This is a genomic window from Xenophilus azovorans DSM 13620 (assembly GCF_000745855.1).
GTDB classification, from domain to species: domain Bacteria; phylum Pseudomonadota; class Gammaproteobacteria; order Burkholderiales; family Burkholderiaceae_C; genus Xenophilus; species Xenophilus azovorans.
This window is the reverse complement of the sequence record NZ_JQKD01000046.1, coordinates 15,335-35,543: the sequence shown is the minus strand read 5'-3', so window position 1 is coordinate 35,543 and position 20,209 is coordinate 15,335. Positions and strand designations below refer to the sequence as shown.

Sequence of the window (20,209 nt, the reverse complement as noted above, 5' to 3'; positions counted from 1 at the left end):
GCCGCTCGGGCGATTTCCGATTGCCGGGCGCGCTGCTCCGGCGTCCAGCGGCGTGCCGCCATGTTCGTTCTCCAGGGCTTCCAGTTCGTTCGGCGAAATGCGGTCCTCGCGGGCGTGGGCGCGCGAGGCTCCGGACACGCCCATGACGACTTGCTGCGGGCCTTCGCCCTGATTGACGGCCGCGTTCTTCGTGAACACTGCCTGCCGGGGTTGCTTCAGCTCGATCAGGGTCTTCAGCGTCGCATTGGCCTGCGCCTGGGCGCGCAGCGCAAGGCCGTAGTACGTGGCCTTCTCCTCCACGTCGCCCTTACGCGCCGCCTTGACGGATAGTTCGGTGAAGATGGATTGCAGCGCGATGGACTGCGCGACCAGCGACCGCTCCACCCCTTCGAGGCTGCCGAGCGTCACATCCTCTGCCTGCTCCTCGATGGCACGGGCGAAGGCAAGCGGATCGACAGTTGGGGCGCCACACCGAAATGCATCGGGGGAGTGGATCGCGCTCACGAGGCCGGCCAGATTGGCGGGGAGCGTGCAAGCGAACGCCAGCACTTCGGGGAGCAGGCCGACCGGCGCGGAGTCCTCTGCATCGGTTCCGCGCACTGGGCGGGCGGTCTTCTGCGAGACGGACATCAGGCGGCCTCCAGCTCGGCGGCAGCCGGCACCATGCCAAGGGCGGTGCGCGCCTTGTCGATGGCGGCCAGGATGTCGGCGTGACCGTCGGCCTTGGCGACTGCCACCAGGCGGTCGAGATCGAGCACGCGATGCGCGGTCGCGGCCTCCAGGCGCGCGATCATGTTGCCGAGCGCAAACACCGCCTGGTTCAGCTTGTCGTATTTGTCATCGGTCTTCGCGGCAGGCGCCTCGGGCAGGAGCAGGTGCTGGAGGTTGCTCGGGTCGAATCCCGGCAGGCGCAGGAGCTGGGATCGAACGTCGCCTTCGGGCGGCTGGAACACCAGCGAGTCACGCTCGCGGATGCTGCGCTCCCGGCGCTCGGTGAGTTCGCGGATCGTCGCGGTGAGCGCCGTGGTCACCGGCTCCATCATGGCTGCGTGACGGCGAAGCGCCTGGACGACGGCATCCATCGCAGCGGCCACCTGCGCGCCCTCGGCGATGGCGGATGCCGTGAGGCCCTCCATCGTCGCGACGACCTCCTCCACGGTCGGTTCGTTGTTGCCGGCGTCGGCCAGGATGCGCAGGGCCTCGGCCAGGATGGCACGGGGCGACGCAGCTTCCTGAGCGCGGCGGCGCGCCGTGAGGACCGCGCGAGCGGCGGCGCCGATGCCGCTTTCACGGTCGAAGGCCGCCAGGGCCGCGTCGGCGGCGGGGTTGGTCGATTGGAAGTTCAAGATGTATTCCTCTGGTTGATTCCGAATCCGCATCGCCCCACTTGGCGGCGCGGGCTGTTGTGGTTCACGTCGTCGGATCGACCACGTGGCTGGCACGCCAGCGAACCAGTTCGCTCGGCAGGTATCGGACGGCGCGGCCGTAGCGCAGGTGCGAGGGCCGGTCGGGATTGCCGCGAAGGCGGCGGGCCTTGAGGTCGTGCGGGCTCAGGCCGACGATGCGGCCGGCCTCGCGCTCGCTCACCGGCTGCTCGGGTTCTGAGGGCACCGTGCAGCCGATGGGCGCCGTGGTCGAAAAGGTGTCGGTGTTCATGGCCGGAGATGGTCGGCGACCAGCGAATACGTGCGGAGGGTCTTTTTTCCCATCAGGCCGCATCGTTCGCCGCTTCGCCGACCGTGCGCAGCGCCGCCTGCATCGCGTCGCGCATCTGCGTCTCGGCCGCCTCGTGCAGGACCACCGCCCGCTTCGCGCGCAGCATGACCGTGCCGAAGTCCTCGGCGGCGCGCTCCAGAGAGGCGCCAGCGCGCATTTCCACGAACATCTCGTTGTTGATGTGGGTGAAGCGCGCCAGCGCGTCGAGGAATGCCTGCCCGCGAGCGACCAGCTCGCGCACCGTCGAGACGGTCGGGCCGCCGACGACCGCCTCGTGGCGCTCGACTGCGCCGGCCATCTCGTTGACTGCGACCTGCATCAGTTCGCCGACCCGCTCCACGATGCGGTCCTTCGCCGAGACGCCGTCCGGGTCGGCGCGCAGGCCGAGCAGGAAGTCGGTGCTTGTCCGATACGCGCGGGCCGCGCGCGCGACGTGCTCCAGTGTGATTTTTCGACTGCCGCCCTCGATCAGACAAAGCTGCGCCGAGGTTTGGAAGCCCATGCGGCGTGCGGCCTCCGTCTGACCCCACCCGAGCGACTTGCGCGTCGCGATCATTCGTTCGCGTACGGGGACCGCCAGCGAGCGCAGCACGGCCTCCTCAGGCGCCGCCTCGTCGTTCGCCACCGGGCGATGCCAGCGCACCATCGCCTCCTGCAGGTCCATGCCGTCGCCGTCCAGCGGGGACTGCGGATCGACCTCGCCCAGCGCGACCTGAAGCGGGACGCCCAGTAGCGCGGCGGCCTCCTCCACCTGATCGATGCGCATGACGCGAGCGCCGCGCTCCTGGGCATCGAGCACCTTCCACGGGACGCCGAGCAGCTTGGCGAATTCTTCGAGGGTCAGGCCCTTCTGAACACGCCCCCACCACAGCCAGGGACGCGCCTTGAGGGCATGGTTCTCGCCCACCGTCGGCAGCTCGGCAGGCGGATGGCCCTCGCTGGCGACGCTCGGGGCCTCTGCTTCTGCATCATCGTCCGCGTCCGCGCCCACGTCGGTGCCTTCGCCGGCCTTGGACGCGCGGCTGTTGGAGATGGCGGCCAGCGCGGAGATGGCCTCGGAGATGCGCTCGAACTCGCCGGGGGGCAGAGGGCGAGCGCTCGCCTCGTGCGCCGCCAGCGCGCCCGAGGGAATGCCAGTACGGCGGGCGACACGAATGCGCGAAACGCCGGCGGCCTCGCGCGCGGCGCGCAGGCGCTGGCCCTCGGGCAGGGTCTCGCCCCTCGCGGTGGCGATGTCGGTGTCGGTGTCGGTGTCGGTGTCGGTGTCGGTGTCGCCAGTCTCCCCTTTCTGCTGACTCTGATCGTCTTCCTGACGCTCCAGGCCGGTCCAATGGGATGCGGATGACTCGCGCACGTCTTCGTAGTCAGGATCAGGGGTCTCGCCAACAGAAGCAACCGCGCGGTCCGAAATCTCCTGGATGGCGACGCACGCGCGGTCGTAGTCGTCGGCGCTGATATCGCCGCGACCGATCTCGAACATGTACAGGTCGGCGGCCTTGATGCCGGCGTGCTGGGCAATTTCGTCGAGTTGGATGCATGCGGCCGCGCGATTGGCGCGCAGAGCTGCTGCTTCGGGTGACGGGACAGGGGTCTTGCGACTGAGGGTGGACATGCTCATGTTCAGTAGGTGTTGAGCGGCCGCCGCGATGCGCGAGCGGCGCTGGGGCGGCAGGGTGGCGGTCAGCGCCATCAAGCCGCGGGCGCGGCTTCGGTGGTCGCGGTAGAGGCGCCACCCTCGTCCGATTCGCCGAACAGCGCGGCGAAGTAGCCGCCCGTGGACACGAGATCGCGCGGATGCCGCCACGGCTCGTCGAGCCATTCGTGAAGCGCCTCGGCCTCGTCGGCCAGGTCTTGCGCTGCCTCACGCTCGACGCCGCAAAGCGCGCGCTGGATTTCCCCCAGGCGCAGGCCCACGATGCCGATGGCGCTCTGGCGCTCACGCTCGAACTCGGCCGCGAGGCGGGCCTCCAGGCGCGCGGCGTGGCCGACGTTCTCGGCCAGGATGCTGACCTCGCCTGCCATGTCCTCCACGGCCTGCAGCACGAGGTCGAGCGTCGGGTGGTGGCCGCTAGCCTGAACGCGCTGCACAGCGGCGGCGATGGCGCGGCTGATGCCGTGCTGCGCATACAGGTCGGCCACCCGGCTCACCAGAGCGGCGGCCGCTTCCTGAACGGCGGTGCTCTGGCGCACTTCGATGAACACGCTCGCGCAGTCGGCGTCCTTGGGGTCGCGCGCCAGCGGATTGAGGTAGCTGGCGCCATTCAGGCCGGTGGCGGTCGTGGTGTTGTCGATCAGGACGATCATCAAGTTCTCCTTCGGGGGTCGCGATTTCAGGACGCCAGTGGGGCGGCGGTGGTGGAGGAAGGCGCCAGCAGCGCCTCGATCTCGGTAAGGTGGTCGGCGAAGCGGATGCGGCCATCAGCGCAGTCCAGGCGGAAGCGGACGCGGCCGTCGATGGCGGTCTCAACTTCCAGGCGGGCGCCACGCAGCGCGGCCTGCGCGCGCGCCGTCGCGAGGCGCTTGCCGTCGTCCAGTTCGATGCCGAGGCGGCGCGCGAAGCTGGACACGTCGGCCGGCACGCGGCAAAAGTGCGCGCTGTTCCAGCGGCTGATGAACCAGCCGCCGCCCGGCGAGGCGACAACATTGAAGCCGCGCGCCTGCAGCGCGGTCTTGATCTGCGGCGCCAGCATCAGCGACCTCGGCGCGGCAGAGGGACGTTCTTGATGGGCGCTTCGGTCTTCATCGACCAGCAGCCCCGGAGAAACTCGAACACGTCGTCCAGCGTGTCGAAGGGGCGGAACCAGCCGCGATGAGTGACCAGATAGCGCACGCTGCCCGATGCCGTCGTCTCCCGGGCGAGGCCGAGTCCCAGCAGCGAGAGATGCGAGCGAGCCTGCGCGATCCGGTGAACGTCCGGGCGGGAAAAGTCGAGATCGGGTGCGGCGCGGGAGCCGGCCACACTGGCATGGCCCGGCTGGTCGTCGGGCGTATTGCTCTGGTTCCGCGCGGCAGCAATGCCGCTTCGCCCCGCTGGCGCCCCGTGCCCAGCGGGGTTTTCTTCTTCGGCGCGGCCGATGTTGCCGATGACCAGCACCTTCTGCATCACGCCACCCCCAATAGAGCCTTGAGGCCCGCGACCGGCCACGCGAGACGGCCGTTGATGCGGATGGGGCGAAGCGGCCCAGCCTCCGAGCACGCCCAGGCGCGCAGGGTCTGCGGCTTGCGGTTCAGGTAGTAGGCCGCCTCGGTCGTCGTCGCGTGGGGCTTCGTGACGGAGTCAAGCAGCGGAAAGTGCGGGCGGCTCTGCTGGGTATTGGTATTGGTTTGGGTCACTGCATCAACGTGTGGCGTTGTCGATGCAGCAACTGTCCCCGAGCCACCCCCAAATCGACGAGGACTTCAATTCCCCGGCCTTTTGATGTCAAAGGCCAATTCCACCCGCCGACAAGGCTTTGCGCCCCGGCGGACTGCCGGCGCTATCCCTTGATCATGTCGGCGAGGCGCGCCAACGCATCCGCCGTGTCGAGTCCGGCGAATCCGAGGGGGGCTTCGTCAGTGCCATGGTCCGTAGTGGGCAAGTGCTCGCGATACCGGCGTTCAATGCGCTGTTGATCACGCGCCTCCTTTGAAGCCCCATGCCACACACGGCCGTCCTCCACGCGGCGTATTACCTGCCGATCCACCAGATGCAATTGATTGGCAAGGCGCCGAATGGCCTCCCCCTTCGCCATTCCGCTGTCGATGAAGTCGAAGTACATGCCGGCGACCTGCTCGGCCGACTGCGCGCGGCCGCTTCCCGGCTTGACCCCTCGTTTCCGCTCGGGAAGTTTTCCCGACAGCACGGCCTTGGCTGCAATGGCGTTCACCCACGCCTGAAACTCGGGCTCGACGGGTGTACCCGACAGCAAACACTCGGCTAGGACGAGCATCACGGAGTGCTCGGGCGGGCTGCCGCCGGCCCTTCGCAGAGCCAGCGCGGCCTCTTGCCTCATGGCGGCGCGGTGTTTGGCTGATACAGCAACTTCCATCTCTTGACTTTCGCGCCCTGCTGTCACGCAGCGTCAGGCCGCCTGGGTCCGCGTCATGCCCTGCGTCCGGATCACCTCGGCCAGGTTCATCATCAGATCGGAGCGCGCGCGCATGCTGGCCGCCGCCTGGGGCGTGTCCGCGATCGCGTCGAACACGCTGGCGAACCGTTGTGCCGGGGTCATGGCAGCCCTACGCCACGATCCGCAGCACAGCGCGCGCGCCCACCGCATGGGCATAGCGCTGCACGCTTCGCAGGGACGGGACGGCCTTGCCGCCCTCCAGCCGGGCCACGGTGCTTTGCGTGGTGCCCATGGCCGCAGCTACATCCGCCTGGGTCAGCCCCGCGCGGGTGCGCGCCGCGATCAGTTCGGCCGCCACGGCGAATTCATCATCCAGGGCGTCATAGGCTGCGCGGGTGGCCTTGTCGGACAGCATCCGGGGTTTCAGTTGCGCGAGCGTCTTCATGGCAGTGCCTCCAAGCGTTGAATGGCGGTTTCGATGGCGCGCCGTGGTGTGGTCTGGGCCTTCTTGACGAAGACGTGCAGCACCAGCAGTCGCCTGCCCTGGATGGCGGCGTACACCGCACGCGCGATGCCGTCCTGCCCCTGCATGCGCATCTCCCACAGCTTGCGCTCCAACGGCCGGACATGGGGCAGCCCCACGTTCTGCGGGCCGAAGCTCTCCAGCAGTTCAGCGATGCGCACAAAGCGCGCCCGCATGTCAGCAGGAAGGGCGAATAGTTCCAGTTCGGCCAACGGGTGAAGCGCCACCGTCCAAGGTAGTTCATTATCTCTTTTTTGCGATTTCACGTCTCCGCCCCCATTCACACCACTCGGAGCTTTCCAGGCTCAGAGGTCGGAACGAACGACACACCGCCCTGCTCCAGCACGAACGCTTCCAGCCGTTCGAGGTAGGGCCGCAGTTGGTCTACGGTGCGCGGCTTGTACCGCTCCGACATGCTGCCCGGGCGGTGGCCCATCACCTGGGCGATGGCGCCGGCCGGGCATCCCGCCTGCTCGCCCATCAGAGCGAAAGTGCGCCGCAAGCCGTGCAGAGTCACATGGTCGATGCCGCCGTGCTTCAGCACCGCAGCATGGGCGGAGCGCGGATCGGCTATCCGTCCAGAGCGCGCTCCTGGCGACGCGAAGACAAACGGGTTGCCGTCAAGGCGGGGAAGCTGCTCCAGGATCGCGCTCAGGTATGGCGACAAGGGAAGCGTGCGGGTGTCCCCCACCTTGTCTGCAATCGTGATCTTCTTCCAGCGGAAATCCACGTCGGACCATTTCAATGCCGCCAGTTCCTCGCGCCGCGCGCCGGTCAGCAGCAGCCCCTGCAGGTATGCTGCAGCAGTCCGGTTGGTGATCTGCCCAATCCCGCCGAACCATGCCGCGAGCTGCCCCTCCCCCAGAGCGTCGGTGCGATGGCTTGCCGCCGCAGACGGCAGTCGGTCTTGGACTTTCGGGTCACGTGCGGCCAGCGGATCGGCCAGCCCTTCGTAGGCGTCCTCAGCGGAGCACCAGCGAAGGAAGCCGGACACGATCTGGACCGCTCGCGCAGCCTGAGCGACCCCTCGTTTGGCCTGCTCCTCATGCCATGCCTTCAAGGCGCGCGGGGTGATGTCCTTGAGGCGCTTGCCCATCAGCGGCGCGATGGGGCCGGGCAGCGTCAGGCCCTTCCCTCGCTTCTTCGGCTCGCCTCCAGGCGCCGCCATCTTCTTCATGTCCGCAAGGTAGCGCGGCTTCCACGACAGCTTTTTGCGCGGACTCCCGCGCTCGATGTAGGCGGCCCAAGCTTCGCCGAACAGCACGGCCTCCTGGCGCGCGACCTCGCGAGCAGCTACATCACGGGCGACCGCCTCCGCTTTGACCGCCCGAGGATCGCGGCCAGCGTCGATGATCTGCTGCAGCTCGCGCGCCTTCACCTGCGCGTCCGGGATGCGCCATGTCGCCGGGTCACCGATGGTCATGCGAATCGTCTTGCCGTCGAACTCCGATTGAAAGATGAAGGCAGGGCGGCCATTCCTGGTTGCCCGCAGGCCCAGGCCGGGACATTTCGCGTCCCACAGGAACGCCTGAGCTTTGTCGTCGGGGCACTTGAAGCCGGCTACGCGAGGAGCAGTGAAAGCAATCTTTGCCATCCCGCCATTGTGCGATGAGAAGGTCAGATGTAAGACCGATGTACGGGTATTTTTGGAATATCGCTATGCTTCGATCAACACTGCAACCCCGTCATTTCGCATTTTTCCCTCTGAGGAAGCGAGAATCGGAACATTCATCAACACCCATGAATGCTCAATCTCGCTCATTCGTAATGAGAAGGTCGGGGGTTCGATTCCTCTCTCCGGCACCAGATGAAGGCCCCTGACCTTGATGGTCAGGGGCCTTTCTTTTTTGCCCCTGCCGCCTCGCGAGAGCGTTGACGCAAACCGGCCGTATCGCCCGTGCAAAGCTGCCGTTGGGCCACGTTTCGAGATGCTGCACCGAACGCGATTCATCTCGCTTCTCCCGTCATCTTCCTTCTTTTTCCCCTCATATCCATGCCTTCCGGCCCAACGCACGAGGCGGCGTCTGCGCCGACGGAGGTGTCGCACGACAGCGCAGGACACCGGCGCACACGGCCGGCGCGGCGCCGCACCTAAGGTTCGTCCCGAGCCGGCAGACGGGCCGTCTCGCCGTTCCGCGTGACCTGTTCACGCTCGACAACGAAAGAAGGAAGGACCTTGACCATGAACCATCAACACCATCGCATCGCCCTTGGTGCCCTGCTGGCGGGCCTGCTCGCCGCAAGCGGCGTCGTGCAGGCGCAGACCGCAGCGCCGAACGTCGGTGTGGGCGTCGGCGTGCAGGCCGGCGTGGGCGTCTCCGGCGGCGCGGACACCAAGGCGCGGACCACGCCCTCGCAGGCCGCCGCGCAAGGCAGCGCGCATGGCGGCGCCAAGGTGCAGGCCCAGCCGCGTGCCCGCGCCGGTGCCGATGCGCAGGTCGCCGGCCAGGCCGGGGGCGGCGCGGGCCTGGGCAACACGGTGGGCAATGTGCTCGGCGGCGTCACCGGCACCGTGGGCGGCGCGACGCAGGCCGTGGGTGGCACCGTGGGCACGGTGAACAACACGGTCCAGGGTGCGGGCGATGCCGTGGGCGGCGCGACGGGCGCCGTCGGCAACACCGTGGGCGCCGCCACGGGCGCGGCCGGCTCGGCCACCGGCGCATTGAAGGGGGTGGGCACGGGCGCGAACGCCCAGGGCCAGGCCCAGGGCTCGGGCGGCGTGAAGGTCGGCAGGTAAGCCGCCTCGCAGCGAGCCACGGCCCCGCGGTGCGTTCTTGCCGCGGGGCCGTGCTGCGTCTTGGCGCCGTGATCGCGGACTGCGAGGGGCCGAGCGGCCAGAATGCACTCATGATCCCGCACGCACCCTCCGACGCATCGCCGCTGCCCCACAGCCCGGCGGCCGACCGCAACAAGGCGCCCATCCTGGCCGAACTGCAGCGGCTGCTGCCGCCCGCCGGCCAGGCGCTGGAGGTGGCTGCCGGCACGGGCCAGCATGCGGCCCACTTCGCCGCCGCGCTGCCCGCGTGGCATTGGCTGCCGACCGAACCGGATGCGTCCCTGCTGCCTGCCATTGCGCGGCGCTGCGCGGGCTTGCCCAACGTCGCCGCGCCACTGCAGCTGGACGTGCGCAGCGCCGACTGGCCGGCGGCGCCGGGCACGCTGGACGCGGTGTACTGCGCGAACATGATCCACATCGCGCCCTGGCCCTGCTGCGAGGCACTGCTGCAGGGCGCCGGCCGCTGCCTGCGCGACGGCGGCTGGCTGATCCTGTACGGCCCCTTCATCGTGGAGGGCGAAGCACTCGCGCCCGGCAATGCCGCCTTCGACGCGGACCTGCGCCGCCGCGACCCCGCATGGGGCCTGCGCACGCTCGCCTCGGTGAGCGCCGCGGCCGAAGCGGCGGGCCTGCACCTGGCCGAGCGGGTCGCGATGCCGGCCAACAACCTGCTGCTCGCGCTGCAGGCGCGCACGCGGCAGGCGTCCTGAGCACCCAGCGATTGTTTCCATCCCGGGAACGCCGCGTTCGAAAAGCGCGCGGTTTCCAGCCATGCCCGCGGCCCACAATTCTTCTCACGGGCCAGCGCTTGAACGCAGACCCGAAGCGAACCCGGCAGGTGCCCCGTTCGCTCCCTTGTTCAAACGCTGTCCAAGCAAGAAGGAGTAAGACCATGAAGACCTCGAAGATCATCGCCGTTGCCGCCGTGTCGCTGCTGGCCGCCGTGGGCGCCGCGCAGGCGGAGGAATACCAGGGCGTGCTGAGCGTCGACTCGACGTACAGCCGCGCCGAAGTGCAGCAGCAGGCCATCGCGGCCGCACGCCAGAGCAACGCCTACGGCGAAGCCGCTGGCGACGCGCTGCGCGCACAGATGGCCGGCCAGCTCGACCGCGCGACGGTGCGTGCCGAAGCCGTGCAGGCCGCGCACAACCCGACGTCGAACCTGGACGCCAAGGCGTTCGTGAACAGCCAGATTCCCGAGCAGTACACGCGCGGCAGCCTGGCCCATCGCAGCGCGTCGCTCTGATCCCGGCGACGGAGCACGCCTGACGGCGGACCCGGCACGCGAAGGCGTGGCCGGGTTTTTCTTTTGTCCGGCAGATGGCGGCGCGGCCCGTGGCAAGATCGCCGCTCCCTCCCCGCCCTCCCATGTCCGCCTGCCGATCCTGCGGCGCCTGCTGCGCCGCCTACCGCGTCGATTTCAGCATCCACGAGCTGAACGAGCATGGCGGCCATGTGCCCGCGGGCCTGGCGCTCGCGCTGAACGACACGCTGGCGCGGCTGCGCGGCACCGACCATGTGCAGCCGCGCTGCGCAGCCCTCACGGGCCGCATCGGCGAGGCCGTGGGCTGCGGCATCTACGAGTGGCGCCCCGGCCCCTGCCATGAGCTGGAGGAAGGCAGCGACGCCTGCGCGCGGGCCCGCGCACGCCACGGCCTGCCGTCGCTGCCGGCGTGACGGCTGGCATCCGGGGCCGGTTCGGCGGCATGATCCCGGGCATGCCTCCCGCGACCGCCCTCGCCGCTTCCCCGCCCGGCACCGCACGCCGGCTGTGGGACATCTCTCCGCCCGTGCATGCCGGCACGCCCGTCTTCCCCGGCGACACGCCGTACAGCCAGGTGTGGGCTGCCACGCTGGGCCCCGGCTGCCCGGTCAACGTCAGCCAGATCACGATGTCGCCGCACGTGGGTGCGCACGCCGACGCGCCGCTGCACTATGCGCCGGACGGCGCGCCGATCGGCGAGGTGGACCTGAACGCCTTCCTCGGCCGCTGCCGCGTGATCCACGCCATCGGCACCGGGCCGCTGATCGAATGGGCGCACATCGCGCATGCCGTGGACGACACGCTGCCGCCCCGCGTGCTGGTGCGCACCTACGAGCGCATGCCGGTCGACCGCTGGGACCCGCACCTGGCCGCCTACGCCGCCGACACCGTCGAACGGCTGGCCGCGAAGGGCGTCAGGCTCATCGGCATCGACACCGCCAGCATCGACCCGGCCGACAGCAAGGAACTGCCCAGCCACCAGACCATCCGCCGCCACGGCATGCGCGTGCTGGAGAACCTGGTGCTCGACGAGGTGCCCGAAGGCGACTACGAACTGATCGCCCTGCCGCTGAAGCTGGTGGCGGCGGATGCCTCGCCGGTACGGGCCGTGCTGCGGGCGCTGGGCTGAGTGCCTGAACGTCGTCAGGCCGGCACCATGGCATAGGCCACGATCTCGATCTTCATCCCCGGCACCACCAGGGCCGCCACCGCCGCGCTGGAGCGGTTGGGGTACGGCGCCTCGAAGAATTCGCGGTACACGGCGTCGATGGCCGGCATGTCGGCCACGTCGGTCATGTAGATCAGCACCTGCGTCACGTCGGCCATGGTGCCGCCGGCGGCCTGCACCGCGCCGCGCAGGTTGCCGAAGGTGATGCGGGCCTGCTGCTCCACCGTGCCGGTGTCGATGCTGCCGTCGGCCCGCACCGGGCCGTGCGCCGTGAAGAGCATCGCCCCGGTGGCCTTCACGGCCCAGGAGAAGGGTTGCTTGAGCGCCGGCAGGCCGACGTCGATGACTTGTTTCATAGGGCTCTTTCCATTGGGGCTGTTCCTGCGGCGAAACGGGCGCAGAATTTGATGCAGGAGCGTTGGGAATAACCGACACCACGCCATTTTTCGCGGTGTTAAGTTCCGCGCCATTCCTCTTTCACCCACAAGACGCACGCCATGTTCTCGCACGTTCCTGCCTATCCCGGCGACCCGATTCTCTCGCTCATGGAGGACTTCCAGGCCGATCCCCGGCCGAACAAGGTCTCCCTGTCCATCGGCATCTACTTCGACGACGACGGCAAGCTGCCGGTGATGGAGGCGGTGCGCCAGGCCGAGTCCTCGCTGCTGCAGTCCATCGGCCCGCGCTCGTACCTGCCGATGGAAGGCTTCGCGCCCTACCGGCAGGCGGTGCAGAAGCTGGTCTTCGGCGCCGCGCACGAGGCCGTCGCCAGCGGCCGCATCGCCACGCTGCAGACGCTGGGCGGCTCCGGCGGCCTGAAGGTGGGCGGCGACTTCCTCAAGCGCTACTTCCCCGAGTCGCAGGTGTGGGTGAGCGACCCCACGTGGGAGAACCACCGCGCCATGTTCGAGGGCGCGGGCTTCAAGGTGAACACCTACCCCTACTACGACCCGGCCACCGGCGGCCTGCGCTTCGACGCGATGCTGGAGACCATCCGCGGCCTGCCGAAGCACAGCATCGTGCTGATGCACGCGAGCTGCCACAACCCCACGGGCGTCGATCTCACGCAGGAGCAGTGGAAGCGGATCATCCCGGTGATCGCCGAGCGCGAGCTGATCCCCTACGTGGACATGGCCTACCAGGGCTTCGGCGACGGTGTGGACGACGACGCCTTCGCCGTGCGCGCGCTGGCCGACGCGGGCGTGCGCTTCTTCTGCTCCAACTCCTTCTCCAAGAGCTTCTCGCTGTACGGCGAGCGCTGCGGCGGCCTGTCGGTCGTGTGCAAGGACAAGGAAGAGGCCGACCGCGTGCTGGGCCAGCTCAAGTCCGCCGTGCGCGCCAACTACTCCAGCCCGCCCACGCACGGCGCGCGCATCGTGACCCAGGTGCTCGAAACGCCCGAGCTGCGCGCGAAGTGGGAGGCCGAGCTCGGCGCCATGCGCGGCCGCATCAAGGACATGCGCCAGCGCCTGCACGCCGCGCTGATGAAGAAGCTGCCCGGCCGCGACTTCGGCTACTTCCTCACCCAGCGCGGCATGTTCAGCTACACCGGGCTCTCGCCCGAGCAGGTCGACCGGCTGCTCAAGGAGCGCGCCGTCTACCTGGTGCGCTCCGGCCGCATGTGCATCGCCGGCTTGTCGACGAAGAACGTCGAGTACGTGGCCGAGGCCATGGCCGCCGTGCTGGACTGACGCGAAGCCCCGCCCCGAGGAGTTCCACGATGACCCCGCAACGATCCGCCGGCGCCGCGGAGGGCGCAGCCTTGCCCGAACAGATCGTCCACGAGGAAAAGGCGCAGCTCGACTTCAGCCAGTCGATGAGCTACGGCGACTACCTGCACCTGGACGAGGTGCTGGGCGCGCAGCATCCGCTCTCGCCCGCGCACGACGAGATGCTGTTCATCGTGCAGCACCAGACCAGCGAGCTGTGGATGAAGCTGATGCTGCACGAGCTGGCCGCCGCCGGGCGCTGCATCGCCGCCGACCAGATGCCCGACGCCTTCAAGATGCTGGCGCGCGTCACCCGCATCATGGAGCAGTTGGTCGGCGCCTGGACGGTGCTCTCGACCATGACGCCGCCCGAGTACAGCGCGATGCGGCCCTGGCTGGCCAGCAGCAGCGGCTTCCAGAGCTGGCAGTACCGCTGCATCGAGTTCATGCTGGGCAACAAGAACGCCGCCATGCTCAAGCCCCACGCCCACCGCGCCGACCTGCTGGCCCGGGTGGAGGCCGCCTTTCACGCGCCGTCGCTGTACGACGAGACGCTGCGCCTGATGGCGCGCCGCGGCCTGCCCGTGCCCGCCGACCGCCTGCAGCGCGACTGGACCCAGCCCTATGCCGCCAGCGAGGCGGTCGAGCAGGCCTGGCTCGTCGCCTACCGCGATCCGCACGCCTGGTGGGACGTTTACCAGCTCGGCGAGAAGCTCACCGACATCGAGGACGCCTTCCGCCTCTGGCGCTTCCGCCACGTCACCACGGTGGAGCGCGTGATCGGCTTCAAGCGCGGCACCGGCGGCACCGGCGGCGTGAGCTACCTGCGCAAGATGCTGGACGTGGTGCTGTTCCCCGAGCTGTGGAAGCTGCGCACCGACCTCTGAAACACCTGCGGGCCTGAGGATTACCTTGTCGCCGCCGGCGTCCTCTCTCGCTAGCATGGTCCGACGCAAGACCGAGGAGACGAGCATGGCCGCCTGGCAGGATTTCTTCACCGACAGCGAACGCGCCACGTTGCGCGGACACGGCATCGCGCTCTTCGCAGGCCGCGTGATCTTCGACGCGCAGCCGCCGATGCCCGAGGCGCAGATCGAAGCGGTGCAGGCCGTCTGCGCCGGGCCGCTGCCGCCCGGCCTGCTGGCGTTGTGGCGCGAGACGGCCGGCGGCCGTCTCGACTACGACCTGCGGCTGCGCATGGGCGGCAACGACGAAGCGATCAGCTGGACCGAGCTGTTCTGGAACGGCAGCGACGGCTACCACGACCTGCAGGGCTGGATCGACCACGAGCTGGAACTGGCACAGGAAGCGGCCGCCGGGAACGGCGCCGCCTGGAGCGGGCGCCTCGACTACCTGCCCTTCGGCGGCTTCGAGTACCTCGACCGCATCTACGTGATCGTGGACCCGCAGCATCCCGACCATGGCGCGGTGCTGGCCTGGAAGAAGGGCCTGCCGCCGGCTTGGCGGCACCGGCTGCACGAAGACAGCCTGGCCACCGTGGCCGGCAGCGTCGAGGGCGCCTTCGCCGCCCTGCACCTGGAGGAAGACCCGCTGGCGCCCGCCGCCGACTACTTCTCGGGCCAGGCCCTGCTCGAATACCTCGACGAACGCCACACCTCGCACGGCCTGCCGCTGGAGTTGTCGGACAAGCTGGTGGCCTTCTACCGCCAGGCCCTGCGCGACTGGCGCGGTGCGCTGCGCGACGGCACGCTGGCGCAGGACACCGCCCTCGCCCACACCGCCCTGCGCCATGCCGCCGTCACCGACGACGCCGCGCTGGTGCAGGCCCTGGCTACCGCCGACGTGGACCTGGGCGCGTCGCTGCAGGGCAGCGCCAACGCGATCGACCTGGCGGTCAGCCACGGCGCCTGGGAGGCCACGAATGCGCTGCTCGACGCCGGTGCGCCGGTGCCAGCCGACGTGCTGACCGAGATCGACCTGGCCCTGGCGCCCGAACTCACGGCCCGCCTGCTGGCCGCCGGTGCCACGCCCAGCGCCGAGGCCATGGCGCGCTGCGTGGCCTGCGGCGCGCCGGCCAGCGCGCGTGTGATCGGCCAGGCGCTGCAGGCCGGCGGGGCGGACGTGCTCGCCGATTTCGAGCCCGCGCGGGCCGCCCTGCTGCAGGAGCTCGAGGGCGCGCTGGCCGAGGTGCGCAGCGGGAAGCTGAGCCACTACCTGGGCGCCGAGGGGCTGATGCGGCGCGCCGAGCACCTGCGCGCCTTCGAGTGGTGAACGCAGGCGCGACCGCGCCTTCCTCGCTTCAGCCGGCGTACAGCCAGGGCACGTCCAGCACCCTCGCGCCGCCGACGCGCAGCGCCATGTCGCGCCCCAGCCGCAGCGCCCCGGTGGCGTGGAAGATGCGGCCGTTGCGCCGCGCGCGCGCCTGCACCTGCGCATTGCGCTCCCAGCGCGCCTGCGCGTAGCGCGCCAGCGCGGCCGGCACCGCCTCCCCATCGGCATCGGCCAGCACCTCGGCGAGGGCCGCCGCGTCCTCGATCGCCATGCCGGCGCCCTGCGCCAGGTAGGGCAGCATCGGATGCGCGGCATCGCCCAGCAGCGCGATGCGCTCGCGCGCCATCGCCTGCGGACCGGCCAGCGGGTCGCGGTCGTGCAGACGCCAGGCGCGCCAGCCGGGCACGGCCTCCAGCAGCGCCTGCAGGCCGGCACCCACGCGGCCGGTGGCCTGCTGCAGCGAGGCGAGGCTGGCGGCCTGGTCCCAGTCCCGGGCGTCGCCCGGGGGCGGCGGGGCTTCCGCCAGCACCACCACGTTGAGCCAGTCGCCGCCGCGCACCGGATAGGCCACAGCGTGCAGGCGTGCGCCGAGCCACACGTCGACGCGGTCGCTGCGCAGGCGCCCGGGCAGGTCGCGCTGCGGCACCAGCGCGCGCCAGGCCGTGTGGCCCGTCGACCGCGGCGGCGGGTCGTCCTCCACCACCTCGGCGCGCACGCGGCTCCACAGGCCGTCGGCGCCGACCAGCGCATCGCCCTCCCAGGCGCGGGCGTCGGCGCTTTCCACGCCCACCGCCTCGCCGCCGCGCAGCGAGACGAGGCGCACCCGGGCATTCGTGTTGAGCGTCACCGCAGAAGCCGGGCCATCGGCGTGCCTCAGGGTGTCCAGCAACAGGCCGTGCAGGTCGGCGCGGTGCACGCACAGGTAGGGCGCGCCGTAGCGCCGCTCGCCCGCCTCGCCGAAGGGCAGGCGCGCCAGCTCGCGGCCGTCGTGCGCGCCGCGCACGCACAGCATCGCCGGGCGGGCGGCGATGCTCGCCAGGCCCGGCGCCAGGCCGAGGGCATGCAACCGCCGCGTGACATTGGGGCCGAGCTGGATGCCGGCGCCGACCTCGCCGAAGGCGGCCGCCTGCTCCAGCACCTCGACGCGATGCCCCTTGCGCGCCAGCGCCAGGGCGGCAGCCAGCCCGCCGATGCCGGCGCCGGCGACGAGGATCTGCAAGCTCACTGGATAACCTCCGTGCTTCGCACTGCGGTGCGAGCCCCCTTCGGAACGGCCGGACGGATGCTCATGCCGGAATGATGCCCGCTCCGCTGCGCGCTGCGCTCAGTGCCGGGGCAGGCCGGTGTTCTTTTCCTGCGCCCCGGCGGGAGGCGCGGCGCAGCTCCCGCAGCTGTCGCAGTCGCCGCAGCCGGAAGTCTTCGCCAGCGAGGCGGCCATGCGCTCGGCCTGTTGTGCGTCCACCAGCCCGGCGCGCTGCGAGCCGGCCGCCAGCCGGCGCGCGGCGCCGCGGCGCCACGCGGCCGGCATCCACCGCCACACGGCGTACACCGCGGCCACGGCCACGATGGCGAAGACGATGAGGTTCTGCGTCATGCTCACCCCCCGGAAGTGAAGGCCAGCGCCACCCGGTACGTGACGAAGCAGGCCGCGTAGGCCAAGGCGAACAGGTAGGCGGCCATGATGAACACGTACCGCCACGAGGCCGTCTCGCGCTTCACGGTCGCCAGCGTGGACAGGCACTGCGGCGCGAACACGTACCACACCAAGAGCGACAGCGCCGTGGCCAACGACCAGCTCCCGGCGATCAGCGGCGCCAGCGCGCCCGCCATCGCATCGTCGCCCGAGGCCGAGAGCGCGTACACCGTGCCCAGCGCGCTCACCGCCACCTCGCGCGCGGCCATGCCGGGCACCAGCGCGATGATGATCTGCCAGTTGAAGCCGATCGGCGCGAAGACGTGCTCCAGCCCGCGCCCCAGCATGCCGGCCAGGCTGTACTGGATGGCCGGGCCCGTGGCGCCCTCGGGCGGCGACGGGAAGCTGGAAAGGAACCACAGCAGGATGGTCAGCGTGAGGATGATGGTGCCCACGCGCTGCAGGAAGATCCAGGCGCGCTCCCACAGCCCGAGCAGCAGGTTGCGCAGGTTGGGCCAGCGGTAGGCGGGCAGCTCCATCATCAGCGGCGAGTGGCCCTGCTGCGTGCGCAAGCGCTTCATCACCCAGGCCACCGCCATCGCCGAGACGATGCCGAACAGGTACAGGCCGAACAGCACCAGGCCCTGCAGGTTGACGAGGCCCGCCACCCGGCGCTGCGGGATGAAGGCGGCGATCAGCAGCGCATACACCGGCAGGCGGGCCGAGCAGGTCATCAGCGGCGCGATCATGATGGTCGTGAGCCGGTCGCGCCAGTTGCTGATGGTGCGCGTGGCCATGATGCCGGGGATGGCGCAGGCGAAGCTGGACAGCAGCGGGATGAACGAGCGGCCCGACAGCCCCACCGTGCCCATCACCCGGTCGAGCAGGAAGGCCGCGCGCGGCAGGTAGCCCGAATCCTCCAGCGCCAGGATGAACAGGAACAGGATCAGGATCTGCGGCAGGAAGACGACCACGCCGCCCACGCCGGCGATGACGCCGTCCACCAGCAGGCTCTGCAGCGGCCCCTCGGGCACCAGCGCCTTGACGCCTTCGCCGACCGCGGCGGTGGCGGCCTCGATGGCGCCCATCGGCACCTCCGCCCAGCTGAACACGGCCTGGAACATGAGGAAGAGCACCAGCGCCAGCACCACCAGGCCCCACACCGGATGCAGCACCACGCGGTCGATGCGGTCGCTGGCCGCCAGGCTGCCGGCCGGCTCGCGCACCGCCAGCGAGAGGATGCGGCGCACCTCGCGCTGGGTGTCCAGCACCTCGTCCAGCGCCGGCGCCTCCCACGGCACCGGCGCGGCCGGCGGCACCGGCGCGTCGAGCGCGGCCAGCAGCGCCTGGGCGCCGCCGCGCTGCACGCCCACGGTGGGGATCACCGGCACGCCCAGCTCGCGCGAGAGCACCGCGGCATCGATCTCGATGCCCTGGCGCTTCGCCATGTCGGTCATGTTCAGCGCCACCACCATCGGCAGGCCGAGCTTGCGCGCCTCCAGCACCAGGCGCAGGTTCAGCCGCAGGTTGGTGGCGTCGGTCACGCACACCAGCAGGTCGGGCAGCGGCTCCTCGCGCCGGCCGGTGACCACGTCGCGCGTCACCGCCTCGTCGGCCGAGAGCGGGTTGAGACTGTAGGCGCCCGGCAGGTCCAGCACCGCCACGCGCCGGCCGGCCGGGGTGCGCAGCTCGCCCTCCTTGCGCTCGACGGTGACGCCGGCGTAGTTGGCCACCTTCTGGCGGCTGCCGGTCAGCAGGTTGAACAGCGCCGTCTTGCCGCAGTTGGGGTTGCCCAGCAGCGCGATGCGCGCCGGCGGCACCGCCGCGGCGGCGGGCCGGAAGTTCAGCACCGCCTCAGTCACGCCCGTGCTCCGGCACCACGTGGATCAGCGCCGCCTCGTGCCGGCGCAGCGCGAAGGTGGTGTGGCCCAGGCGCACCGCCAGCGGCTCGCGGCCCGGCACGCCGCTGGCCACGATGCGCACCGCCTCGCCGGGCACGAAGCCGATCTCGGTGAGGCGAAGGACGAGGTCCTGGTCCTGGGGGGCCGCGCTGCGGGCGACGTCCAGGACGGTCGCCCATTGGCGGTCGGGGAGCTGGTCCAGGCGCAGCGTGGTCGGCGCGGCGCCGGCACCCGGTTCGATGTGTGGCACGTGGGACGTCCGCTCCCCTGCAGCGGGAGCGCCTCGATGAAAACCGAATGCTAGCAATTCGCACTCGCGACGGCGAGGCCGCCCGGCCCCGCCATGCGGGCGTCAGGCTCAGTTCAGGCCCAGCATGCCCCGCAGCTTGGACAGGTCCTCCGCCAGCGTGTTGACGCGGCCGGCCAGCAGCTTGCGGTCGCGCTCGGTCAGCTTGGCGTAGGTCTCGAAGCCGCCATCGGCCGTGCGGTACTTGGCCAGCGTGTCGAACACGGTCTTGAAGTTGGCGTCGGTCTTGTCCGAGAAGGCCTTGTTCTCCTTCACGACCAGCGGACGCAGCAGCTCCACGATCTTGTAGGCGCCCTCGAAGTTGGCCTGGAAGTCCCACAGGTCGGTGTGGCTGTAGCGGTTCTCCTCGCCGGAGATCTTGGTGGCGGCCACCTCCTCCATCAGCACCGCGGCGCCGCCCACCACTTTCTCGGGCGGGAAGGTCAGCGCGCCCAGGCGCTTCTGCAACTCCAGCACGTCGGCCAGCAGCTTGTCGGCCACCTTGCCGACCTCCCTGGTGCTCTTCTGCGTCCACAGCGCGTACTCGATGCGGTGGAAGCCGCCGAAGGCCGGGTCCTTCTCGGCCTTCTCGTGGTCGTCGGCGCGCGAGTCGATGGCGCTGTCCATGTCGCTGAAGAGCTCGGCCACGGGCTCGATCTTCTCGTAGCTGGTGCGGGTGGGCGCGTAGAGCGCCTTGGCCTTCTCGACGTCGCCGGCCTTCACGGCGGCGACGAAGACGCGGGTGTCGGCCGCCAGCTTGCGCACGTTCTCGATCACGTACAGCTTGTAGTCGGCGAGGGGGCCGACCAGTTCCTGCGGCGAGACGGCGGCCTGCGCACCGGCGGCGGCCAGGCCGGCGGCACCGGCGACCAGGGCGGCGAGAAAGCGGCGGCGGATGGGTTCGGTCATGACGTTCCTTTTTTTGGCGTGTTGTATGTTGGAAGCGGAAAGA

Annotated in this window: 26 protein-coding genes and 1 pseudogene; 8 read left to right on the top strand and 19 right to left on the bottom strand. The window is 70.2% G+C overall.

Going from position 1 to position 20,209, the window contains the following annotated elements:
- The 13 genes and pseudogenes from Q392_RS21055 to Q392_RS21000 all read right to left on the bottom strand — a co-directional run.
- Positions 1-630, bottom strand: a pseudogene (locus Q392_RS21055) (hypothetical protein); the annotation flags it as partial.
- The gene (locus Q392_RS21050; protein WP_038211871.1) at positions 630-1,346 is read right to left on the bottom strand and encodes a hypothetical protein; all 717 of its coding nucleotides are present in this window, start codon (positions 1,344-1,346) and stop codon (positions 630-632) included. The pseudogene Q392_RS21055 and the gene Q392_RS21050, both read right to left, overlap by 1 nt.
- A gap of 64 nt (positions 1,347-1,410) precedes the next feature.
- On the bottom strand, positions 1,411-1,656 hold the full coding sequence (locus Q392_RS21045) for a hypothetical protein (RefSeq protein WP_038211868.1): 246 nt from the start codon (positions 1,654-1,656) through the stop codon (positions 1,411-1,413).
- A 52-nt stretch (positions 1,657-1,708) separates the two neighbouring features.
- Complete coding sequence (locus Q392_RS21040) at positions 1,709-3,406, bottom strand: helix-turn-helix domain-containing protein (RefSeq protein ID WP_038211866.1); 1,698 nt, start codon at positions 3,404-3,406, stop codon at positions 1,709-1,711.
- On the bottom strand, positions 3,406-4,020 hold the full coding sequence (locus tag Q392_RS21035; protein WP_038211863.1) for a hypothetical protein: 615 nt from the start codon (positions 4,018-4,020) through the stop codon (positions 3,406-3,408). The genes Q392_RS21040 and Q392_RS21035 overlap by 1 nt, the downstream gene beginning before the upstream one ends.
- A gap of 26 nt (positions 4,021-4,046) precedes the next feature.
- Positions 4,047-4,406 carry a hypothetical protein gene (locus Q392_RS21030; protein WP_038211861.1) on the bottom strand — a complete coding sequence of 120 codons (360 nt, stop codon included), beginning with the start codon at positions 4,404-4,406 and terminating at the stop codon, positions 4,047-4,049.
- Positions 4,406-4,819, bottom strand: a complete 414-nt coding sequence (locus Q392_RS21025; RefSeq protein ID WP_038211859.1) for a hypothetical protein — start codon at positions 4,817-4,819, stop codon at positions 4,406-4,408. Before Q392_RS21025 ends, Q392_RS21030 begins: the two co-directional genes overlap by 1 nt.
- The gene (locus Q392_RS21020; protein WP_038211856.1) at positions 4,819-5,049 is read right to left on the bottom strand and encodes a helix-turn-helix domain-containing protein; all 231 of its coding nucleotides are present in this window, start codon (positions 5,047-5,049) and stop codon (positions 4,819-4,821) included. Before Q392_RS21020 ends, Q392_RS21025 begins: the two co-directional genes overlap by 1 nt.
- Positions 5,050-5,192: 143 nt before the next feature.
- Positions 5,193-5,645: a hypothetical protein gene (locus Q392_RS21015; protein WP_211260269.1), complete on the bottom strand. Its 453-nt coding sequence runs from the start codon at positions 5,643-5,645 to the stop codon at positions 5,193-5,195.
- Between the two features lie 132 nt (positions 5,646-5,777).
- Positions 5,778-5,927: a hypothetical protein gene (locus tag Q392_RS32945; RefSeq protein ID WP_157008115.1), complete on the bottom strand. Its 150-nt coding sequence runs from the start codon at positions 5,925-5,927 to the stop codon at positions 5,778-5,780.
- 7 nt (positions 5,928-5,934) lie between these two features.
- Positions 5,935-6,210, bottom strand: coding sequence for a helix-turn-helix transcriptional regulator (locus tag Q392_RS21010; RefSeq protein ID WP_038211853.1), 276 nt, complete (start codon positions 6,208-6,210; stop codon positions 5,935-5,937).
- Positions 6,207-6,500, bottom strand: coding sequence for a type II toxin-antitoxin system RelE/ParE family toxin (locus Q392_RS21005; RefSeq protein ID WP_245610768.1), 294 nt, complete (start codon positions 6,498-6,500; stop codon positions 6,207-6,209). Before Q392_RS21005 ends, Q392_RS21010 begins: the two co-directional genes overlap by 4 nt.
- Before the next feature lie 68 nt (positions 6,501-6,568).
- Positions 6,569-7,882 (bottom strand): tyrosine-type recombinase/integrase, encoded by a 1,314-nt coding sequence (locus Q392_RS21000; RefSeq protein WP_038211848.1) that lies wholly within the window; start codon positions 7,880-7,882, stop codon positions 6,569-6,571.
- 588 nt (positions 7,883-8,470) lie between these two features.
- Between Q392_RS21000 and Q392_RS20995 the strand changes: the two genes are divergently transcribed.
- From Q392_RS20995 to kynB, 5 genes are all read left to right on the top strand, one after another.
- Positions 8,471-9,025: a hypothetical protein gene (locus tag Q392_RS20995; protein WP_038211846.1), complete on the top strand. Its 555-nt coding sequence runs from the start codon at positions 8,471-8,473 to the stop codon at positions 9,023-9,025.
- A gap of 110 nt (positions 9,026-9,135) precedes the next feature.
- Positions 9,136-9,774 carry a DUF938 domain-containing protein gene (locus Q392_RS20990; protein ID WP_038211844.1) on the top strand — a complete coding sequence of 213 codons (639 nt, stop codon included), beginning with the start codon at positions 9,136-9,138 and terminating at the stop codon, positions 9,772-9,774.
- A 182-nt stretch (positions 9,775-9,956) separates the two neighbouring features.
- Positions 9,957-10,310 carry a hypothetical protein gene (locus tag Q392_RS20985; protein ID WP_038211842.1) on the top strand — a complete coding sequence of 118 codons (354 nt, stop codon included), beginning with the start codon at positions 9,957-9,959 and terminating at the stop codon, positions 10,308-10,310.
- 122 nt (positions 10,311-10,432) lie between these two features.
- A complete protein-coding gene (locus Q392_RS20980) occupies positions 10,433-10,741 on the top strand; it encodes a YkgJ family cysteine cluster protein (protein ID WP_038211832.1) in 309 nt (102 codons plus the stop codon).
- Positions 10,742-10,782: 41 nt separating this feature from the next.
- A complete protein-coding gene (gene kynB / locus Q392_RS20975; RefSeq protein WP_051953815.1) occupies positions 10,783-11,457 on the top strand; it encodes an arylformamidase in 675 nt (224 codons plus the stop codon).
- Positions 11,458-11,471: 14 nt separating this feature from the next.
- Here kynB and Q392_RS20970 read toward each other — a convergent pair whose 3' ends face one another.
- The gene (locus tag Q392_RS20970) at positions 11,472-11,852 is read right to left on the bottom strand and encodes a RidA family protein (protein ID WP_038211831.1); all 381 of its coding nucleotides are present in this window, start codon (positions 11,850-11,852) and stop codon (positions 11,472-11,474) included.
- Positions 11,853-11,993: 141 nt separating this feature from the next.
- On the opposite strand from Q392_RS20970, the gene Q392_RS20965 reads away from it, so the two are divergent.
- From Q392_RS20965 to Q392_RS20955, 3 genes are all read left to right on the top strand, one after another.
- A complete protein-coding gene (locus Q392_RS20965) occupies positions 11,994-13,187 on the top strand; it encodes an amino acid aminotransferase (RefSeq protein WP_038211830.1) in 1,194 nt (397 codons plus the stop codon).
- 29 nt (positions 13,188-13,216) lie between these two features.
- Positions 13,217-14,092: a tryptophan 2,3-dioxygenase gene (gene kynA / locus Q392_RS20960; RefSeq protein ID WP_038211828.1), complete on the top strand. Its 876-nt coding sequence runs from the start codon at positions 13,217-13,219 to the stop codon at positions 14,090-14,092.
- Positions 14,093-14,177: 85 nt separating this feature from the next.
- Positions 14,178-15,437 carry a hypothetical protein gene (locus Q392_RS20955; protein ID WP_038211881.1) on the top strand — a complete coding sequence of 420 codons (1,260 nt, stop codon included), beginning with the start codon at positions 14,178-14,180 and terminating at the stop codon, positions 15,435-15,437.
- A gap of 28 nt (positions 15,438-15,465) precedes the next feature.
- Here Q392_RS20955 and Q392_RS20950 read toward each other — a convergent pair whose 3' ends face one another.
- The 5 genes from Q392_RS20950 to efeO all read right to left on the bottom strand — a co-directional run bounded on the left by Q392_RS20950 (position 15,466) and on the right by efeO (position 20,193).
- Entirely contained in the window at positions 15,466-16,662 is a 1,197-nt protein-coding gene (locus tag Q392_RS20950) for an FAD-dependent monooxygenase (RefSeq protein WP_038211827.1), read from the bottom strand.
- 99 nt (positions 16,663-16,761) lie between these two features.
- On the bottom strand, positions 16,762-17,031 hold the full coding sequence (locus Q392_RS20945) for a DUF6587 family protein (protein WP_051953813.1): 270 nt from the start codon (positions 17,029-17,031) through the stop codon (positions 16,762-16,764).
- A 2-nt stretch (positions 17,032-17,033) separates the two neighbouring features.
- A complete protein-coding gene (gene feoB / locus Q392_RS20940) occupies positions 17,034-18,917 on the bottom strand; it encodes a ferrous iron transporter B (RefSeq protein ID WP_038211876.1) in 1,884 nt (627 codons plus the stop codon).
- 7 nt (positions 18,918-18,924) lie between these two features.
- Complete coding sequence (locus Q392_RS20935; protein ID WP_051953812.1) at positions 18,925-19,221, bottom strand: FeoA family protein; 297 nt, start codon at positions 19,219-19,221, stop codon at positions 18,925-18,927.
- Between the two features lie 108 nt (positions 19,222-19,329).
- Positions 19,330-20,193: an iron uptake system protein EfeO gene (gene efeO, locus Q392_RS20930; RefSeq protein ID WP_342665630.1), complete on the bottom strand. Its 864-nt coding sequence runs from the start codon at positions 20,191-20,193 to the stop codon at positions 19,330-19,332.
- Between the last annotated feature and the right edge of the window lie 16 nt (positions 20,194-20,209).

What these genes read in the sequence shown, in the direction of transcription:
- Q392_RS20980 (WP_038211832.1), top strand. Translation starts at nt 10,433, where the DNA reads ATGTCCGCCTGCCGATCCTGCGGCGCCTGCTGCGCCGCCTACCGCGTC.
- Q392_RS20955 (WP_038211881.1), top strand. Translation starts at nt 14,178, where the DNA reads ATGGCCGCCTGGCAGGATTTCTTCACCGACAGCGAACGCGCCACGTTG.
- Q392_RS21030 (WP_038211861.1), bottom strand. Translation starts at nt 4,406, where the DNA reads ATGCTGGCGCCGCAGATCAAGACCGCGCTGCAGGCGCGCGGCTTCAAT.
- Q392_RS21010 (WP_038211853.1), bottom strand. Translation starts at nt 6,210, where the DNA reads ATGAAGACGCTCGCGCAACTGAAACCCCGGATGCTGTCCGACAAGGCC.
- Q392_RS21035 (WP_038211863.1), bottom strand. Translation starts at nt 4,020, where the DNA reads ATGATCGTCCTGATCGACAACACCACGACCGCCACCGGCCTGAATGGC.
- kynB (WP_051953815.1), top strand. Translation starts at nt 10,783, where the DNA reads ATGCCTCCCGCGACCGCCCTCGCCGCTTCCCCGCCCGGCACCGCACGC.
- Q392_RS21015 (WP_211260269.1), bottom strand. Translation starts at nt 5,645, where the DNA reads ATGCTCGTCCTAGCCGAGTGTTTGCTGTCGGGTACACCCGTCGAGCCC.
- Q392_RS21040 (WP_038211866.1), bottom strand. Translation starts at nt 3,406, where the DNA reads ATGGCGCTGACCGCCACCCTGCCGCCCCAGCGCCGCTCGCGCATCGCG.
- Q392_RS20945 (WP_051953813.1), bottom strand. Translation starts at nt 17,031, where the DNA reads ATGACGCAGAACCTCATCGTCTTCGCCATCGTGGCCGTGGCCGCGGTG.
- Q392_RS32945 (WP_157008115.1), bottom strand. Translation starts at nt 5,927, where the DNA reads ATGACCCCGGCACAACGGTTCGCCAGCGTGTTCGACGCGATCGCGGAC.
- Q392_RS20990 (WP_038211844.1), top strand. Translation starts at nt 9,136, where the DNA reads ATGATCCCGCACGCACCCTCCGACGCATCGCCGCTGCCCCACAGCCCG.
- Q392_RS20965 (WP_038211830.1), top strand. Translation starts at nt 11,994, where the DNA reads ATGTTCTCGCACGTTCCTGCCTATCCCGGCGACCCGATTCTCTCGCTC.
- Q392_RS20985 (WP_038211842.1), top strand. Translation starts at nt 9,957, where the DNA reads ATGAAGACCTCGAAGATCATCGCCGTTGCCGCCGTGTCGCTGCTGGCC.
- Q392_RS20970 (WP_038211831.1), bottom strand. Translation starts at nt 11,852, where the DNA reads ATGAAACAAGTCATCGACGTCGGCCTGCCGGCGCTCAAGCAACCCTTC.
- Q392_RS20995 (WP_038211846.1), top strand. Translation starts at nt 8,471, where the DNA reads ATGAACCATCAACACCATCGCATCGCCCTTGGTGCCCTGCTGGCGGGC.
- Q392_RS21025 (WP_038211859.1), bottom strand. Translation starts at nt 4,819, where the DNA reads ATGCAGAAGGTGCTGGTCATCGGCAACATCGGCCGCGCCGAAGAAGAA.
- Q392_RS21045 (WP_038211868.1), bottom strand. Translation starts at nt 1,656, where the DNA reads ATGAACACCGACACCTTTTCGACCACGGCGCCCATCGGCTGCACGGTG.
- kynA (WP_038211828.1), top strand. Translation starts at nt 13,217, where the DNA reads ATGACCCCGCAACGATCCGCCGGCGCCGCGGAGGGCGCAGCCTTGCCC.
- Q392_RS21000 (WP_038211848.1), bottom strand. Translation starts at nt 7,882, where the DNA reads ATGGCAAAGATTGCTTTCACTGCTCCTCGCGTAGCCGGCTTCAAGTGC.